Consider the following 16,299-nt stretch of genomic DNA (forward strand, 5'->3'; position numbering starts at 1 on the left):
CGTCAATTCGGTTTCAGCGGTATTCGTCGAACACACCGGCAAGCGGCGCAGTCGATTCTCGCAGGACAATACTGGGCGTCACGATCCGCTGATCGGTGGCCATGTCGGGTGTTGCGATTCGTCGTAACAGAACCTCGGCCGCCATCTCACCGAGTTGCAGGATCGACTGGCCCACGGTGGTCAGCGCCGGGTAGACATAACGGCTCATCTGGATATCGTCGAAGCCGATCACCGACAGTTCTGTCGGCACACGCACATTGCGCTCGGCAGCCGCTCGCAACACGCCAATGCCAATCATGTCGTTGCCGGCGAAGATCGCGCTGGGCGGGTTCTTTTCCAGCAGAATCGCGGCGACGTTGTAACCGCCAGTGCTGGTGAAGTCACTTTCCAGCATCCGCTCGCGATGCACTTCCACCCCCGCCTCTTTCAAGGCTCGGCAATAACCGGCCAGACGCATCTGCGCCACGCTGGTACCTGCCGGGCCACCGATGGTGGCAATGTCCCGGTGGCCCAGCTCCAGCAGATGCCGGGTGGCCAGGTAGGCACCGTATTCGTGATCGATTCGCACCAGGTCGGCATTTACACCTTCCAGCCCGCGGTCGACGATGACCATCGGTGTGCGCACGCCGGCGAGACCTTCTGCCAGCCCCGCGTCGCCACCGGCCGAGGCCACGATCAACCCGTCGATGCGTTTTTCCAGCAGCACGCGCAGGTAACTGCGCTGTTTGTCCGGGTTGTCGTCGGAGTTGCAGAGGATCACGCAATAGCCGTTACGCTCGCAGTAATCCTCAATGCCACGCGCCAGTTCAGCGAAGTACGGGTTGAGGCTGTTAGGCACCAGCAAACCGATGGTCGCCGTGGTCTTGGCTTTCAATGAACGGGCCACGGCGCTCGGCACGTAGTCCAGGGTCTTGATCGCCGCCTCGACTTTGATCCGTACCTCTTCGCTGACCGGCCGGGTCTTGTTCACCACATGGGACACCGTGGTGTAGGAAATCCCCGCGAGTGCCGCTACATCCTTGATCGTTGCCATGACTCAGGTCCGCCGGCTTGCGCGCTGACTGCGATAAGTATCAAGCACCACCGCCACCACGATCACTGCGCCGGTGATGATGCGTTTGGTCGGCTCGGTCGCGCCGATCTGCGCCAGGCCCGCCGCCAGTACGGAAATGATCAGAACCCCGAAGAAGGTGCTGATCACCGAACCACGGCCGCCCATCAGACTGGTGCCACCGATCACCACCGCGGCGATCACTTGCAGCTCCAAACCGGAGCCGGCATTCGGGTCCGCCGCTTCCAGACGGGAAATCTGAAACAGCGCGGCAATACCGGCCAACAGCCCCATCAGACTGAATACCAGGATCTTGTAGGGTTTTGGATTGATCCCGGCCAGACGCACCGCTTCTTCGTTGGTGCCGATGCCGATCAGGTAGCGGCCGAACACGGTACGGGTCAGCACGGCCTGGGCGATGATGATGATCAGCAAGGCAATGATGAACGACGGCGAGATGCCAAAGGCAATCGGGTTGGACAGCCAGGCGAAGGCATCACCGATATAAGCCGTGCGCGAGCCGGTCATCTGATACGCCACGCCACGGGCCATTTCCAGCACGCCAAGGGACACGATGAACGACGGAATTCGCCACGCCACGGTGATCGATCCGGTGATGGTCCCGGCCAATGCCGCGATCGCCATGCCGAGCAGCGCTGCAGGCAGGACGCTCCAGCCCCAGCCAAGAATCGCCACGCTGACGGCCGACGCTGCGAGCGCCAACACCGAGCCGACCGACAGGTCGATACCGCCGATGATCAGCACGAACGTCATGCCGACCGCCAGCACCATCAAATCGGGAATCTGGTTGGCCAGGGTGCTGAAAGTGTCGTAGGACAGGAAGTGGCTGCTCAATACCGAGAACAGCGCGACCATCGCCAGCAAGGCACCGGCCAGGCCCAGATAGGTGCCCAAGCCGTAGAAATTGCCACTACGTTTGCCGGCAGAAGATGCAGTTTTCATGGAAGATCCCTAGGCGCTGCTTCGTTGAGCAACGCATCACGTTTTTGGTAGCCGGCGAACGCGGCAGCAAGCAAATCATCCTGGGTCCAGCTGTCGCGCTCGAAGGTGTCGATCAGGCGCCCCGCCGACAACACACCGATCCGGTCGCAGATCAGCATCAGTTCACGCAGGTCGCTGGACACCACCACCAGCGCCTTGCCCTGCCGGGTCAGTTCACCGAGCAGCGCATAGATGTCGAACTTGGCGCCCACATCGATGCCACGGGTCGGTTCATCGAACAGCATCACCGAACAGTCGCGCTCCAACCAACGGCCGATCACGACCTTCTGCTGGTTGCCACCCGACAGCTCGGAAACCAGTTGCGTCGGGCTCGAACTGCGGATGCGCATGGCGTCGACCTGACGTTGGGCCAGGGACATTTCGTCAGCGTTGTTGACGATGCCGCCACTGGAAATCACCGGCATGTTGCCCAGCGCGATGTTGGCGCTGATCGACTGGGTCAGCAGCAGGCCTTCGCCTTTGCGGTCCTCGGTGATCAGGGCGATGCCGTGACCGACCGCATCAGCCGGCGAACGGATGCTCACCACCCGAGCCGGCGAACCCAGCGCAACGGTGCCACTGTCTGCGGTGTCGGCACCGAAGATCAGACGCAGCAACTCGGTGCGCCCTGCCCCGATCAATCCGGAAATCCCGTAGATCTCACCGGCGCGGACTTCGAAGGACACGTCGCGAACTTTGTCCGAGCGAGTCAGCCCTCTGACCGTCAAGGCGGGAGCGCCAATGTTGCGCGGCCCCAGGTCGATGTGTTCGCCGAGTTCACGGCCGACCATCAACGTGACCAGTTGCTCGCTGTTGTAATTGGCCATCGGCTCGACGCAGACCAGGTTGCCGTCACGCAACACCGCAATGCGCTGGGCGACCCGCGCCAGCTCTTCGAGCCGGTGGGAGATGTAGATGATCGACACGCCCCGAGCTTGCAGGCGGGTGATCTGCTCGAACAGCATCTCGACTTCACGGGCGGTCAACATGGCCGTCGGTTCGTCGAGGATCAGCACATGGCAATCGCCGATCAGATTGCGCGCGATCTCGACCATTTGTTGGTGGCCGATGCCGAGTTCGCCGACCAGGGTGTCCGGGTCGATCGCGTCGAGCCCTACCTGGGCCATGGCCTCGATCGCGGCTTTGCGCAGTTGTTTGCGGCTGATCCAGCCGCCATTGCTGGGAAGGTTGTCGAGAAACAGATTTTCCGCCACTGACAGGGTCGGCAACAGATTGAGTTCTTGCATGACCATGCGGATGCCCAGGTCTTCGGCCTGGGTGCGGCTGCCAGGGCGGTATTCCTGCCCCTGAAATTGCATGTGGCCGGTGGTCGGCGTGACCAGCCCGCCAATGATTTTCGACAGTGTGCTTTTGCCGGCACCGTTCTCGCCGGTCAGCGCCAGCACTTCACCGCGCATCAGCGTCAGGTCGATGCCGGTCAGGACAGGTTGGGCGTAGGTCTTGCCGATGCCGCTGACCGAGAGGACAGCGTTCGGGGCGGAAACTGACATAAAACTCTCCATGCGCTCGCCCGGACGGGCGAGCACCGTTGTGTCGCCAGAAGGGTTACTTGGTGACCAGTTCTACCGGCGTTTCGATCACGCCGTTGGCGCCGCTGTCGACCTTCTCGCCCTTGATGATTTTCAGCGCAGTCTCGATACCGAACACGGCTTGCCTGGCGGCAAACTGGTCAGCGGTAGCCAGGACGCGGCCGTCTTTCAACATTGGCTTGATGGCGTTGATGTTGTCGTAACCGACCACTTGCACCTTGCCGGCCTTGCCTGCCGCACGCACGGCGGAAACGGCACCGACGGCCATGCTGTCGTTGCCGGCCAGCAGGGCTTTGACGTCCGGGTATTCGCTGAGGATCGAGGCGGCAACCTTGTTGCCCTTGTCGATCTCCCAGTCACCGGATTGCAACGAGACGACCTTGATCTGCGCCGCTTCCATCGCGTCTTTGAAGCCTGCGGTGCGGGCCTGGGCGTTGGTGGTGGTGGACACGCCTTCGATGATGCCGACTTCGTCACCGGCCTTCAGCTGCTTGGCCAGATACTCGCCGACCAGACGAGCGCCTTTGCGGTTATCCGGGCCTACGAACGGGACGGTGATGTTCTTGCTTTTGACCACGGCCGGGTCGAGCTGGTTATCGATGTTGATCACGGTGATACCGGCATCGATGGCTTTCTTGATCACGGGAACCATGGCCTTGGAGTCAGCCGGCGCGATGACCAGCGCATTGACCTTGGCCAGAATCATTTGCTCGACGATGCGCGTCTGGCCCGCAGTATCCGTTTCGTCCTTGATGCCGTTGGAGATCAGCTCAAAATCGCCGGAATGGTCTTTCTGATAAGCCTTGGCACCGTCTTCCATGGTCAGGAAGAACTCGTTGGCCAGGGACTTCATGACCAGTGCGACTTTGGGTTTTTCAGGAGTCTCGGCGAAAGCCGAAGAGGCAGGCAGCGCGGCAGATGCGGCGGCCAGCATAGCGACAGCAAGAAGACGTCCAGCGAATGGCAGCTTCATGGGTTCACTCCGATCTTATGATTATTGTGAGCAACGCTTGCGCTGGCGTAAGCTTCATGGCGTCCGCCAATGGACCGAGCCATCAAGAACAACGCGCAAACGTTTGCGTAGACCGAACTATGCGAACCCTGCCGGGATTTGTCAACGACCTGTTGGTGTCTCGGTTGGCAAAAACCAACCCCGGACATCACGCGGTCGTGCTGACCAGCGCCCCAGTGCTGGAGTCTTTGGCCAGTTCTTTCACCAGATTCCCGGTGACTTGCGCCAGCGCACCATTGGTCTCGGCGATCTGCCCCTGGATCGACATGACAGCGGTGACTTTGGCTTCCTCGGTTGGATAAGACGCTGCCTGAGCAGCGGCCAATTGCTGCTGTTGTTCGCGCAACTGCTGTTGCAGTTCCTGCATGCGTTTGAGCAGCACTTGCACCGCAATACTTTGAGTGCTTTTGCTCTCGGATTTGCTCCCTGATTTGCTTTCGCCTTGAACAGCACCACCGGTTCTGACCTGATTTTCTTCTTTTCCAGTCAGTTGAGTCGACGCTTCTTCCGTCGCTTCGCTCAAGGCATTGATCGTCGACGGTGTCTTGCCACCAATGGTGATTGCGCCCGCATTTGGAAAACCGACAGAAAAAGACATGTGCACTCCCGAAAAAAAATCCCTTGAAGGGACATCGACCTGTGCGCGGGTTTCTTTAGCACTGATTTTCTATCTGGCAAGGCGAAGAGTTCACCAGAGGTCGTAGGCCTTTTCGGAGAGCCGAACGCGAAACCTCAACTAATTCGGAAACCCGGACACGAAGCTGTTTAAGGCCGGTAACCCACTGGGTAAATATTGATATAAATCATCCAGTTAAAAGTTTTTCTCATTCAACGTAGGGCTGGTACAGATCCTGCTCTTCACCTAGACCCCAAGCGTTCAGATCTGCCTGAGGCGTATCTAGATGAACTTGCATCAGCACCGTCTCACTACTAGAGAGAAAATAATGAAATCTGCCTTCAACACCTTTATTCCGGGCGCTTTGGCCCTCCTGCTGCTCCTGCCTACCGCTCTTCAGGCAAAAGAAGTCGAAACCCAACAGAAACTGGCCAACGTGGTGATCCTCGCCACCGGCGGCACCATTGCCGGTGCCGGCGCCAGCGCTGCTAACAGCGCCACCTACCAGGCAGCGAAAGTCGGCATCGAGCAACTGATCGCCGGGGTTCCGGAGCTCAGCCAGCTGGCCAACGTTCGCGGCGAGCAGGTCATGCAGATCGCCTCGGAAAGCATCACCAACGACAACCTGCTGCAACTGGGTCGCCGCGTCGCCGAACTGGCCGACAGCAAAGACGTCGACGGGATCGTGATCACCCACGGCACCGACACCCTGGAAGAAACCGCGTACTTCCTGAACCTGGTGGAAAAAACCGACAAGCCAATCATCGTCGTCGGCTCCATGCGCCCAGGCACCGCAATGTCGGCTGACGGCATGCTGAACCTGTACAACGCCGTCGCCGTCGCCAGCAGCAAAGACGCCCGCGGCAAAGGCGTGCTGGTGACCATGAATGATGAGATCCAGTCGGGGCGCGACGTCAGCAAAATGATCAACATCAAAACCGAGGCATTCAAAAGTGCCTGGGGCCCGCTCGGCATGGTAGTTGAGGGCAAATCCTACTGGTTCCGTCTGCCGGCCAAGCGTCACACCATGGATTCGGAATTCGACATCAAAACCATCAAGAGCCTGCCTGACGTCGAAATCGCCTATTCCTACGGCAACGTCAGCGACACGGCCTACAAGGCACTGGCTCAATCCGGTGCCAAAGCGATCATCCATGCGGGCACCGGCAACGGTTCGGTCTCCTCGCGTGTGGTCCCTGCCCTGCAAGCCCTGCGCAAGGACGGCGTGCAAATCATTCGTTCGTCCCACGTCAACGCCGGCGGTTTCGTCCTGCGTAATGCCGAACAGCCTGACGACAAGTACGACTGGGTCGTGGCGCATGACCTGAACCCGCAAAAAGCCCGCATCCTGGCCATGGTCGCGCTGACCAAGACCAACGACAGCAAAGAGCTGCAACGGATGTTCTGGGAATACTGATTCGCCCTCGCCCGACCGACTCCGGTCGGGCACTGCATTCACCACTCGCCAGCCTGGGCGAGTGGTTCATACCCCGCCTGATACTCCTATAAAAATTTTCCCTTCTTCCTACACCAAATGGAAAAAACTGCTGTCAGAGGATTTTCTTGAATTTTAAGCAGTTGCGAAAATGCCTACAGTTAAATACTGTATGCACGTACAGCTTAATAAGGATAATTCCGTGGCCTCCACCTCTGCTTCTCCTGATGCCTATCAACGCATGGGCATACGCGTTCAGAAAATCATCAACTCCCCCACCGCTCAGAAAGCCAAAGCCGCACTGATCTTCCGTTTACCGGACGAGCCTGTGGATGAGTGGGAGCAATTGCTCGAAGAAATTGATGAGAACGACAACGTCACCCTCGCCTATCGCGACGATGGCGGTGTGCAGATTTTCTGGGTTGTGCCGAAGGAAGATTGAGTCAATGAGTGTCCGCTGGTTTGCTTTGCTGTTTCTGTTCATCACCCTTGGCGCCCAGGCCGGCGCCCCCCGCACCTTCAACGAAGCCAAGAAAGTCGCCTGGAAGCTGTACGCGCCGCAATCCACCGAGTTCTATTGCGGCTGTAAATACACCGGCAACAAGGTCAACCTCGCAGCCTGTGGGTATGTGCCGCGCAAGAACGCCAAGCGCGCCGCCCGCATTGAGTGGGAGCACATTGTTCCCGCTTGGCAAATCGGCCATCAGCGTCAGTGCTGGCAAGAGGGCGGGCGCAAGAACTGCACGCGGTACGATCCGGTCTATCAAAAGGCCGAGGCTGATCTGCACAACCTGGTGCCGAGCATCGGCGAAGTGAACGGCGATCGCAGTAACTTCAGTTTCGGTTGGCTGCCGGTGCAATCGGGTCAGTACGGCTCGTGCCTGACCCAGGTCGATTTCAAGGCAAAGAAGGTCATGCCCCGCCCTTCCATTCGCGGCATGATCGCCCGGACGTATTTCTACATGAGCAAACAGTACGGTTTGCGCCTGTCGAAACAGGACCGGCAACTGTACGACGCGTGGAACAAGACCTATCCGGTTGAAGCCTGGGAACGTCAGCGCAACCAGAGCGTGGCGTGCGTGATGGGTCGGGGCAACGAGTTTGTCGGGCCCGTGGACATGAAAGCCTGCGGCTGATCGACCGCATAAAACCAAAAAGGCCTCGGGTATTCATGCCCGAGGCCTTTTTACGTTTCTATCCGCCGCTTTTGTTGTAGCGCCAGTAACCCATCAGATTGAGTGACTCCCGAGCGATGCCGCGCTCTTTGATCAAGTACTTGCGCAGGCTCATCACGGCCATCGTTTTCCCGGCGATCCAACCGTAGAAACCCTGACCGGTCGAGTCGGAGGTTTCCCAGAGAATCTCTTGGTCGACATCGACCTTGGCCAGCTCCACTGTTGCGTGAGTCTGCGAGGAAGTAACCGGCAGCTCCGCCCCACGGACCGCTTCGACCATCAGCGAACCTGCTGCCCTACCGGCGGAATGATCCCGGACCAGCCACCGCACTGACAACCCAGGCCATTCAGGAACCGGCAATGCGTCTTCTGCGCTGGCCACCTCGAAAAATGCCTGAGTCGTCGGCGGCTCGGCCAAGGCAGCCATCTCGTCCAGAATGCCGAGAGCGGCGGGCAATGCCGTGGCATCAGCCACCAGCAACAGATGCTTGAGCGTGTGAGGCGGCTTCCATTCGAAACCTCCCGCGTCTTGCGCTGAAAACTGACGATCAGGCGCAACAATCTGGATTGGCTCGCCCACTCCCGACCGGATTGCCCAACGGGAGGCCGGACCGGTTTCACCGTGCAATACGAAGTCGATGTCCACTTCGCCTTGCTCGGCCCGCAGATGCCGGATGGTGTAAGTGCGCATTGCCGGACGCTGGTTGGCCGGCATTGAACGGTAGCGCGCATACCAATGCTGGTCATGAGCCAGTCTGGCAGGCGACCCGTCTTCGGCTGGAAAGAACAGTTTGACGCGCTGATCCGGCGCCCAGGTGGCCATTTCGGCGACCATCGGACCGGCCAGGGTCACGCGCATTAAATGTGGGCTGAGGGTCTTTTTGTGCGCCAGGACCGCGTCGAATATTTTGTAAGGGGTGGCGGAGGCCATGGAGAGCTCCTTCTGGGAATCGACAGTGACTACGCTTAGAGACGAGTCAATGTGGATCCCCTTTAAGGGGCTTCGACGGAAGGCCTGCGTGAAAAGGGCTGTTACTGGGCTACGGGACGCTCAAGCACCAGCACTTCGATGTTCTGTTTCTTGGCCCGGGTAAGCGCCGCAGCCACCTCGGCCTGCTTGGCTTCGGCCTCGGCTTTCGAATTGAATGGTCCGAGCAGAATGCGAGTCTTGCCGTTTTCCTTGACGATGCTGGACACAAAGCTGTGCTCGATCAGCCAGCCGCTCAGGTCGCTGACAGCCTGGGGCGTTTCGCCTCGCACTTCGACATCCCATTGCGGCCCGGTGACTGCCGCGGGCGCGGAAACGACTGCCGGCTTCGGCTTTTGAGCGTCAACGCCCTTACCTTGATCGCACCCAACCAGCGCCAGTACTGCGATTACCAAGACCATTTTGCGCACAACGTGTCCCTCTGAATGCTGAAAGCGGCGATTTTAGCATTCATGAATACTTCCCGAGTGCCGCAAAATGGGCGCAAAACAACGAGAATGATGGTTGCGGCCTCTGTATAGTTACGCCTTGGGAATTAATGCAGCATCTGCGCGTCAGAAAGAGGCACCCAAACCGTGAGACTTCGCACTAATCTATACATACCACCGACCTCTGCACTGTTCGAATCAGGTGCCCTACAAAGCAATCAAGGAGAAGACCATGCTGATACTCACCCGCAAAGTCGGTGAAAGCATAAATATCGGTGACGACATTACGATCACCATACTGGGCGTGAGCGGCCAGCAAGTCCGGATCGGGATCAACGCGCCGAAAGACGTCGCAGTGCATCGCGAAGAAATCTATCAACGCATTCAGGCTGGCCTGACCGCTCCAGACAAGCCGCAAACTCCCTGAATCCTGTTGCAGTCAGTAGCCAGCCCGTTCAGTCCCGGACAACGGCTGGCTAAAGATTCAAGCGTAGTATTGCCATCCGTTCGCCCCTGCCCGCCAAAAACGTGAAGCCGATATTAACGACACGTCCCCTGCCCTGACTGTCAGACGTTTCTGATTATCCCCCAGGAAGAACGTGATCCGACTCGGCTAACCAAACGTTACGCCGCGCGCCATGCCCGTGGCCGCCACCACCATCAGCAACACCAGCAGCCCTTCGATATGACTGATCCGCGCAAACAGCTTTGCGCGCCCGGTATCGATCGCCGCGCCACGACTCAGTGCGACCCGCCATTTGATCAGCGTGATCATCGGCGCCACTTCGAGCAGCAAGATCAGCACGAACAGCGTCATCTTGAGATGGAACAATGGCTGGTGAAGGTAGTAATCCGTACCTTTTTCGTACCCACCGAAGGCCCGCATCCCACCGGAGATCAAGAGGATGACGGCAGAGATCCCCCACAGATTATCGGCCATCAACACTCGGCGAGCCTCCCCCGACCCGGCCACCAGACGGCTGAATGCGGTTCCCCGCGTCAGTACAGCCCAGAACCCCAAGGCGAAAGCCAGCAAGTGAATTGCCGCAAGCGACCAATGAACCAGCATCGATTGACTCCTATCAGACTGAGTTTGAGTTTGGCCAGTCAGTAGTAGCCCAAAAAACCGCGATTCGCCCGGGTTTGCACAGGAGGCGTTTCGCGCTTCTCCATAGAAGCGGCACGGCATACAGGCAACTTTTTCAGAGCGAAGGCAGGCGGCTGAGGTGTCCTTGCGATGTTCGAGCGAACCAGGACAAACCTCAGGCAAAAAAAAATCCCAAGCAGCTGATGGACGCTTGGGACTTAAAAATGCATAAACCGTGGTGGTGAACGCGAAGCAATCTTACCTAAAACCGACACTTGTAACAATATATTTTGAGGACCGTTCGGTTAATTAATTTTATAAGTGCTTAAATATCCACACTATTTTTGTGGAGCTTGAACAATCCTATAACGACCAGTGTCGTAACTGAGCATCTATTAGAGCGCCAAACAGAGAGCCCAGCACGATGGCTGGGCCCTGGTTATTTTCTGTTTTCCATCATCTTATCGGCGAGCGCTTTGGCCCTTTCAATCAACAGATTCTGCCTGTCTTCGTGAGTAGCCCCTCCGACAACGGGTGCCGTCAGATTGCTTTCCGCAATCAACGCAGCGCAGAAGTATTGATCCCAAACAGCCTTGCCCTCAGACGCCTGTTTGTTCATTTGGTCGGCGATCATATGCGGCTCCTTTTGGTGGGATAGCACCGCTATCTTACGCCTGAACCGCAAACAACCTCAGCCGCTGAAGACCAACGCAAACGCGCCGCCCCATAAACTTTCCGACACAAGACAGTTTCATTTCCAAGAACTCATTAACCTTTTGCAAATTCTTGCCGATGTCTCAAGCTTAGGGCATAGGAGCAACACAGATGAGAAACAATCAACCCGTTACACAACGTGAGGTTGCCCTTGGACCTCAACAGAAACTCATCTCGACAACGGACTCACGAGGGGTCATCACTTACTGCAACGACGCCTTCGTAGACATCAGCGGTTTCAACAAGTCAGATCTGATAGGCGCCCCGCAAAACATCGTTCGTCATCCTGACGTGCCATCCGCCATATTCGCCCATATGTGGAGCGCCCTCAAACAAGGCAACCCATGGATGGGCATCGTCAAGAACCGCTCCAGGAACGGCGACCACTACTGGGTCAATGCCTACGTCACGCCCATATTTGAAGGGAGCCAAGTCGTTGGTTATGAGTCGGTCCGGGTAAAGCCGAGCATCGAACAAATCCGCCGGGCCGAAGCCCTCTATAAACGAATCAACCGGGGCAAGTCTGCCGTGCCCGGCAGCGACAAATGGCAACCCGTCTTGATGGACTGGCTGCCGTTCCTGGCCATGGGCTTAGCGGGGACTTTGGGCGGTGTTTTCCTCAGTCCTCCCTTGGCAGCATTGGTAGCCGTAGGTGTATCGGCTCCGATGGGCCTGATTGCTTCGCGCCGACAGAAGCGCGGTGCGCTGCATCTGCTGGAAATGGCAGAGGCTTCCACTTCCGACCAACTGATCGCGCAAATGTATAGCGACGAGCGAGGTCATCAGGCGCGTCTTGAAACGGCCTTCGTGAGCCAGGCATCACGCCTCAAGACTTGCCTGACACGCTTACAAGACACCGCAGAGCAGCTCACCGGGCTGGCCGGGAGATCTGATGCTCTCGCCTCCGACAGTTCACGTGGACTTGATCGCCAACGAATCGAAACCGAGCAGGTATCGGCCGCCGTCAATCAGATGGCAGCGACCACGCAAGAGGTCGCAAGCCACGTCCAGCGCACTGCCGACGCCACCCAGGCAGCCAACGTGCTGACAGGCCGCGGACGTGACGTAGCCCGGGACACCCGCGACGCCATTCAGCGGCTCTCCAATGTGGTAGGCGAGACAGGCCAGACCGTCGCGCAACTGGCCAAAGACAGTAACGAAATAGGGACGGTCGTCGATGTGATCAAAGGCATTGCCGATCAAACCAACTTATTGGCGCTCAATGCCGCAATCGAAGCTGCACGCGCGGGAGAAATGGGCCGAGGTTTCGCGGTCGTCGCGGACGAAGTGCGCCAATTGGCACAGCGAACAACCGAGTCGACGACCCAGATTCACGGCCTGATTTCCAAGCTACAGGTCTCTTCAAACAATGCCGTGAAGACTATGGAAAGCGGCCAGCGCCAGGCCGAAGAAGGAGTTGCGTGGGTGCTGGAGGCCGACAAAGCCCTGATCGGCATCAGTGAAGCCGTCGCCAACATCACCGATATGACCACCCAGATCGCGGCCGCGACTGAAGAGCAGTCGGCCGTCGCAGAGGAAATCAGCCGCAACATCACCACCATCGCAACCCTCGCCGATCAGACGTCTGAGCAAGCCAGGCATTCCGCCGAGGTAACCAAGGAACTAACACAGACGGCTAAAACTCAGTATTCGCTGGTTGAGCGCTTTAACCGATAGCCCCTGCTCTTACTGATCAGGGATCTAAATAGAAAAAGCAGGATGATCAATCCTGCTGTTTACGTCATTTCTCTGCTCGACGCTCAAGATTAGCTGTGGCGTAAACGGCCGAGAAGCTCACTTGTTCCTCTGCATCCAGCCGATCAACATAAAAGCGAGCCCTGGAATGAGCAGCCCGGGCGCCATGTCACTGAACGTTGCTTCGTTCAACAAGCCGGTCAAGCCAAAGCTGGATCCGCAAATGGCCAGCGGGATGCCGGTTAGAAACATGGGATTTCGAAATGCCTTATCCATAGCAGTATCTCCTTATAGAACTTCCGGACTGAACTATACCGTCTGTCGGTGAGCGGCTGGAATTGCTAAACGTGTCTAGTCCTGAAATAGGTTTACACCTGTTTCACCCTAACGCCCGATGCACCGCATCGGGCGTTTTGTATTTCAAAGACAGGTGCGGTCGCTCGCCGTTGTAGATCGATACCGACTCACTCACCATCTTCTTCGCTTGCGTCAAATCCTGCGGCCGCTGAAGCATAAGCTCTGTCTTCAGTATCCCGTTGACCCTCTCTGCCAAGGCATTTTGGTAGCAGTCATAGCCATCCGTCATTGAACATCGAATGCCGTATTTCGCGTGCAACGCTTGGTACATCCCCGAGCAATATTGGATACCTCTATCTGAGTGGTGCACCAACGGCTGCTCTGTCCGACGGTGCTTTACCGCCCAGCTCAGCGCGTGTGCTACCGACTCGGCATGAAGGCTTTCATGGACGTGATAGCCCACGATCTTTCGCGAAAAAGCATCCGTCACAAGGCTCAGATAAGCCACACCTTCCTGAGTTGGCAAATAGGTTATGTCAGCCACCCAGACTTGTTCCGGGCCGCAGGGAACAACCTGATCAGGACCTGGTTTGAGCAGGTTCGGGTGGCGGTGAAAGCGATGATGACTATTGGTCGTCTTGTGATAAGCCCGCTTGCGAGCCACCAATAAACGCCGTTCACGCAGAATCGAAAACAGCCGATCTCGCCCCACTTGCAGCTCAAGTTGAGGCTGGCATTGCAGCAAGTAATACAGCTTTCGGGTGCCCAGCCGCGGCTGCCGCAGGCGCTTTTGTTGAACGAAATCGACAACTTTCTGATCCAGAACCAGACGAGCTGCATCGGCGCGATTGCGTTTGTAGTAAGCCTGGCGGCTTATCCCCATGAACTGGCAAGCCCTGCTGATGCTCAGGTTTTGGATTCGTTTTTGCGCGAGGACTTGCCGGGACGCTTTTTTACGACAGAGAGACCGTAGTCATTTTTCAAGACATCCACGACCGCCTCGAAAAACTGCGCTTTCTGATTGGACAGCGCCAACTGTTCTTCAAGCTCTTTGATGCGTTGTTCTGGCGTTAATGGTCGGTTTTTGTCGGGCATAGACCCCATCCTCGGCGAGCCAATGTATCCGCCTGGGCTCCAATCCTGCCGACCGTGCTTGCGTAACCACGTCAGAACGGTCGTTTTGCCTTGAATCCCGTAGCGCTCCTGAGCCTCTTTATAACTCAGCTCGCCTTTTTCGACCTGATCGACGACCGACAATTTAAAGGTCAGCGTGTAGTCTCGCTGACTACGCCTTTTTGCTTATTCCATTAAGTCCTCCTGAAAAAAAAAGATCAGAAGGTGTAAACCTTATTCAGGACGGGACACCCTGCAATTGCGCAAAGCCCGTGAAGACATCTTCGGCCTTGTGCAGATGCACGCAGGGGTATCGAGGGAGCGGGATCAGTTGCGGGCCGAACTGAACCGTGCGCTCGCCACTGCTTCAGATGCCAATAGAAGGGTCACGGACATCGAGACGAAGACAAATTGGGAGTTTATGGCAAACGCCAAGGTGATCAGCGAGCTTCACGCAAGACTGCGTGAGCTGACCGGTGTAGATCCCTTCACGCAAATCCTGCCACATTAAGTTGAATGCACAACAAACGGATTCACAGGTGATGCTGCCCTGTTTTTCAACCCGCCCAGAAGGCCGAACAGGAAGAATGCCAGGGCGCCAGCGCTCGGCACGATCAGGATATCCCAAGCCATTGCCATTGGGCCGAATGCCATTAAAACAGCAGTCCAAGCAAAGAATCGCTCCGCTGAATGCTCTGTAGCCTTTGTGCCGATGATGGCTGCCTTCAGATTGAGCAGGATCATGACCACGAACGGGACGAAAAAGATCAGCCCACCTTTCCATAGAAGCGTAAGGTAATAAACGTGAGTCGAACTGTTGGCTAGTAGAGCAGTAGATAGCCCTTCATTAGAATATCGTCCGTACCCAGAGAACCCGTTCCCAATGAGGGGACTAGCCATAAACTCTTTGGCGCCGGCAATAGCTAACTCAACGCGACCGGTTGCAAACTGGTCTGCCTGTTTCTCCCACTTTTCCTCCATCAACTCTTCTGGAGTAATCGGGTGCTCCTTTTCCTGTATCAGTTTTTCTAGAGCGATCGAGTGCTCCTTTTCCTCTATTAGTTTTTCTTGAGCGATCGGTTGCTCTAATGGCGCAGGTACGGACTCAGTCGGTACTGAATTGATAGCTTCAATAGAAGCGACCATGCGATTACTGCTCATTCCCCTTGCGTGATTTATAGCGAAGGAAATCAGGATAGATAGCAATGCCACTGCACACATCCGCCGAGCGTTCGCTTTACGTATGGCATACACAACAATGGAGCCTACGATCCACATCAACAGGATCTGCGCACTGCGCGAGTCGCTGCCGACGATTAGGAATGAGGCGCAGAACAGTGCTATCGCAAACAAGGTGAGTACGGGTTTGGTCGCTTTGCCGCCTATGAGCGAACCACACAGGATCATCGCCTGCAAGCACACCAAATGCGCAAGACTCAACACCCCGAATGTTGCAAAAACAGGCATGCCGAGGAATTCAGCGTTCATCGCGGCCAAACCGTAAGGGCCAATGTAGATTCGCACTTCCTGTTCCAGGTAGAAAATACGGGCAGCAACAACAATTAAAAACATTGATGAAAATAAAGACAACCAGTAAAAAACCTTGCTGATATCGTTACTCTTTGAAACGTACTTCCCGAGAAACAAGAAAGACGGAGAAAACATGATTAACACTAACGAGAAAATATGTTTAACCAGTGCACCATCCGCTGATATTTTATTGGCCGCCAATATAGAAGCGAGCCCGCACACTGCGGCAACAATATAAGCAAGCCCGGTGCGACCGAAGCTCATTAGGAACGCTATCCCAATTAGCGGAGCCAGTAAAAATGCGGGGTTAATGTCATACCCCAAGAGTGAAAACATCACTATAGGTAAAGACATGGCTGCGCCAATAGCGGGAACAAGTATTCCACCGCCAGCATTTAAATAGTGCATCTTCTGCGCAACAAACATTCTAACCCTTCCTGGATAGATAAATTACTTGGTACAGAGCCATGAGGAAGAAGCCGAGCAGCCCTCCATCAGTTCTAAAAACCACTCTCAAAGTGCTACGTTAGGACGTAATTCTTGGAGGCATACTGCCAGCATTTCGCGGAGAATACACTCCACAATCGAATGTTTCACTAGGTTGCA

General features: G+C 56.5%; 17 protein-coding genes and 1 pseudogene. 6 read left to right on the top strand and 12 right to left on the bottom strand.

All coding sequences use genetic code 11. The features are described from left to right. Positions 1-13: 13 nt before the first annotated feature. The 5 genes from HP062_RS09630 to HP062_RS09650 all read right to left on the bottom strand — a co-directional run bounded on the left by HP062_RS09630 (position 14) and on the right by HP062_RS09650 (position 5,213). Complete coding sequence (locus HP062_RS09630; protein WP_172791338.1) at positions 14-1,033, bottom strand: LacI family DNA-binding transcriptional regulator; 1,020 nt, start codon at positions 1,031-1,033, stop codon at positions 14-16. A 3-nt stretch (positions 1,034-1,036) separates the two neighbouring features. Beyond that, complete coding sequence (locus HP062_RS09635; protein WP_010455954.1) at positions 1,037-2,014, bottom strand: ABC transporter permease; 978 nt, start codon at positions 2,012-2,014, stop codon at positions 1,037-1,039. Continuing rightward, positions 2,011-3,564, bottom strand: coding sequence for a sugar ABC transporter ATP-binding protein (locus tag HP062_RS09640; RefSeq protein ID WP_102595444.1), 1,554 nt, complete (start codon positions 3,562-3,564; stop codon positions 2,011-2,013). Before HP062_RS09640 ends, HP062_RS09635 begins: the two co-directional genes overlap by 4 nt. Before the next feature lie 55 nt (positions 3,565-3,619). Next, entirely contained in the window at positions 3,620-4,576 is a 957-nt protein-coding gene (locus HP062_RS09645) for a sugar ABC transporter substrate-binding protein (protein WP_172791339.1), read from the bottom strand. Between the two features lie 187 nt (positions 4,577-4,763). Then, positions 4,764-5,213 carry a hypothetical protein gene (locus HP062_RS09650; RefSeq protein ID WP_102595442.1) on the bottom strand — a complete coding sequence of 150 codons (450 nt, stop codon included), beginning with the start codon at positions 5,211-5,213 and terminating at the stop codon, positions 4,764-4,766. Positions 5,214-5,559: 346 nt separating this feature from the next. On the opposite strand from HP062_RS09650, the gene HP062_RS09655 reads away from it, so the two are divergent. The 3 genes from HP062_RS09655 to HP062_RS09665 all read left to right on the top strand — a co-directional run bounded on the left by HP062_RS09655 (position 5,560) and on the right by HP062_RS09665 (position 7,802). Further along, a complete protein-coding gene (locus HP062_RS09655; protein WP_010455963.1) occupies positions 5,560-6,648 on the top strand; it encodes an asparaginase in 1,089 nt (362 codons plus the stop codon). Positions 6,649-6,817: 169 nt separating this feature from the next. Beyond that, entirely contained in the window at positions 6,818-7,108 is a 291-nt protein-coding gene (locus HP062_RS09660; protein ID WP_042932723.1) for a DUF1654 domain-containing protein, read from the top strand. A gap of 4 nt (positions 7,109-7,112) precedes the next feature. Continuing rightward, positions 7,113-7,802, top strand: a complete 690-nt coding sequence (locus HP062_RS09665) for an endonuclease (RefSeq protein ID WP_010455967.1) — start codon at positions 7,113-7,115, stop codon at positions 7,800-7,802. 58 nt (positions 7,803-7,860) lie between these two features. Here the strand turns inward: HP062_RS09665 and HP062_RS09670 are convergent, their stop codons facing one another. Continuing rightward, entirely contained in the window at positions 7,861-8,772 is a 912-nt protein-coding gene (locus HP062_RS09670) for a siderophore-interacting protein (RefSeq protein WP_172791340.1), read from the bottom strand. Between the two features lie 101 nt (positions 8,773-8,873). Next, the gene (locus HP062_RS09675) at positions 8,874-9,239 is read right to left on the bottom strand and encodes an SPOR domain-containing protein (protein WP_010455972.1); all 366 of its coding nucleotides are present in this window, start codon (positions 9,237-9,239) and stop codon (positions 8,874-8,876) included. A gap of 250 nt (positions 9,240-9,489) precedes the next feature. Between HP062_RS09675 and csrA the strand changes: the two genes are divergently transcribed. Beyond that, entirely contained in the window at positions 9,490-9,684 is a 195-nt protein-coding gene (gene csrA / locus HP062_RS09680) for a carbon storage regulator CsrA (RefSeq protein WP_007938114.1), read from the top strand. Between the two features lie 186 nt (positions 9,685-9,870). Here the strand turns inward: csrA and HP062_RS09685 are convergent, their stop codons facing one another. Together HP062_RS09685 and HP062_RS09690 are read right to left on the bottom strand one after the other, a co-directional pair. Next, positions 9,871-10,326, bottom strand: a complete 456-nt coding sequence (locus HP062_RS09685) for a DUF2214 family protein (RefSeq protein ID WP_172791341.1) — start codon at positions 10,324-10,326, stop codon at positions 9,871-9,873. A gap of 457 nt (positions 10,327-10,783) precedes the next feature. Further along, positions 10,784-10,978, bottom strand: coding sequence for a hypothetical protein (locus HP062_RS09690; protein WP_010455982.1), 195 nt, complete (start codon positions 10,976-10,978; stop codon positions 10,784-10,786). Positions 10,979-11,169: 191 nt separating this feature from the next. On the opposite strand from HP062_RS09690, the gene HP062_RS09695 reads away from it, so the two are divergent. Then, a complete protein-coding gene (locus tag HP062_RS09695; protein ID WP_083376297.1) occupies positions 11,170-12,735 on the top strand; it encodes a PAS domain-containing methyl-accepting chemotaxis protein in 1,566 nt (521 codons plus the stop codon). 117 nt (positions 12,736-12,852) lie between these two features. Here HP062_RS09695 and HP062_RS09700 read toward each other — a convergent pair whose 3' ends face one another. Both HP062_RS09700 and HP062_RS09705 read right to left on the bottom strand, forming a co-directional pair. Beyond that, a complete protein-coding gene (locus tag HP062_RS09700; RefSeq protein ID WP_172791342.1) occupies positions 12,853-13,029 on the bottom strand; it encodes a hypothetical protein in 177 nt (58 codons plus the stop codon). A 75-nt stretch (positions 13,030-13,104) separates the two neighbouring features. After that, positions 13,105-14,319 (bottom strand): annotated as a pseudogene (locus HP062_RS09705) (IS3 family transposase). 103 nt (positions 14,320-14,422) lie between these two features. On the opposite strand from HP062_RS09705, the gene HP062_RS09710 reads away from it, so the two are divergent. Then, positions 14,423-14,674, top strand: coding sequence for a hypothetical protein (locus tag HP062_RS09710; RefSeq protein WP_178119845.1), 252 nt, complete (start codon positions 14,423-14,425; stop codon positions 14,672-14,674). Here the strand turns inward: HP062_RS09710 and HP062_RS09715 are convergent. Then, positions 14,671-16,119 (bottom strand): O-antigen ligase family protein, encoded by a 1,449-nt coding sequence (locus HP062_RS09715; RefSeq protein ID WP_172791343.1) that lies wholly within the window; start codon positions 16,117-16,119, stop codon positions 14,671-14,673. The two genes, HP062_RS09710 and HP062_RS09715, sit on opposite strands and share 4 nt — an antisense overlap. Positions 16,120-16,299: the final 180 nt, after the last annotated feature.

The organism is Pseudomonas sp. B14-6 (assembly GCF_013260315.1).
Lineage (GTDB): Bacteria > Pseudomonadota > Gammaproteobacteria > Pseudomonadales > Pseudomonadaceae > Aquipseudomonas > Aquipseudomonas mandelii.

What these genes read in the sequence shown, in the direction of transcription:
- HP062_RS09630 (WP_172791338.1), bottom strand. Translation starts at nt 1,033, where the DNA reads ATGGCAACGATCAAGGATGTAGCGGCACTCGCGGGGATTTCCTACACC.
- HP062_RS09635 (WP_010455954.1), bottom strand. Translation starts at nt 2,014, where the DNA reads ATGAAAACTGCATCTTCTGCCGGCAAACGTAGTGGCAATTTCTACGGC.
- HP062_RS09640 (WP_102595444.1), bottom strand. Translation starts at nt 3,564, where the DNA reads ATGTCAGTTTCCGCCCCGAACGCTGTCCTCTCGGTCAGCGGCATCGGC.
- HP062_RS09645 (WP_172791339.1), bottom strand. Translation starts at nt 4,576, where the DNA reads ATGAAGCTGCCATTCGCTGGACGTCTTCTTGCTGTCGCTATGCTGGCC.
- HP062_RS09650 (WP_102595442.1), bottom strand. Translation starts at nt 5,213, where the DNA reads ATGTCTTTTTCTGTCGGTTTTCCAAATGCGGGCGCAATCACCATTGGT.
- HP062_RS09655 (WP_010455963.1), top strand. Translation starts at nt 5,560, where the DNA reads ATGAAATCTGCCTTCAACACCTTTATTCCGGGCGCTTTGGCCCTCCTG.
- HP062_RS09660 (WP_042932723.1), top strand. Translation starts at nt 6,818, where the DNA reads ATGCCTACAGTTAAATACTGTATGCACGTACAGCTTAATAAGGATAAT.
- HP062_RS09665 (WP_010455967.1), top strand. Translation starts at nt 7,113, where the DNA reads ATGAGTGTCCGCTGGTTTGCTTTGCTGTTTCTGTTCATCACCCTTGGC.
- HP062_RS09670 (WP_172791340.1), bottom strand. Translation starts at nt 8,772, where the DNA reads ATGGCCTCCGCCACCCCTTACAAAATATTCGACGCGGTCCTGGCGCAC.
- csrA (WP_007938114.1), top strand. Translation starts at nt 9,490, where the DNA reads ATGCTGATACTCACCCGCAAAGTCGGTGAAAGCATAAATATCGGTGAC.
- HP062_RS09685 (WP_172791341.1), bottom strand. Translation starts at nt 10,326, where the DNA reads ATGCTGGTTCATTGGTCGCTTGCGGCAATTCACTTGCTGGCTTTCGCC.
- HP062_RS09690 (WP_010455982.1), bottom strand. Translation starts at nt 10,978, where the DNA reads ATGATCGCCGACCAAATGAACAAACAGGCGTCTGAGGGCAAGGCTGTT.
- HP062_RS09695 (WP_083376297.1), top strand. Translation starts at nt 11,170, where the DNA reads ATGAGAAACAATCAACCCGTTACACAACGTGAGGTTGCCCTTGGACCT.
- HP062_RS09700 (WP_172791342.1), bottom strand. Translation starts at nt 13,029, where the DNA reads ATGGATAAGGCATTTCGAAATCCCATGTTTCTAACCGGCATCCCGCTG.
- HP062_RS09715 (WP_172791343.1), bottom strand. Translation starts at nt 16,119, where the DNA reads ATGTTTGTTGCGCAGAAGATGCACTATTTAAATGCTGGCGGTGGAATA.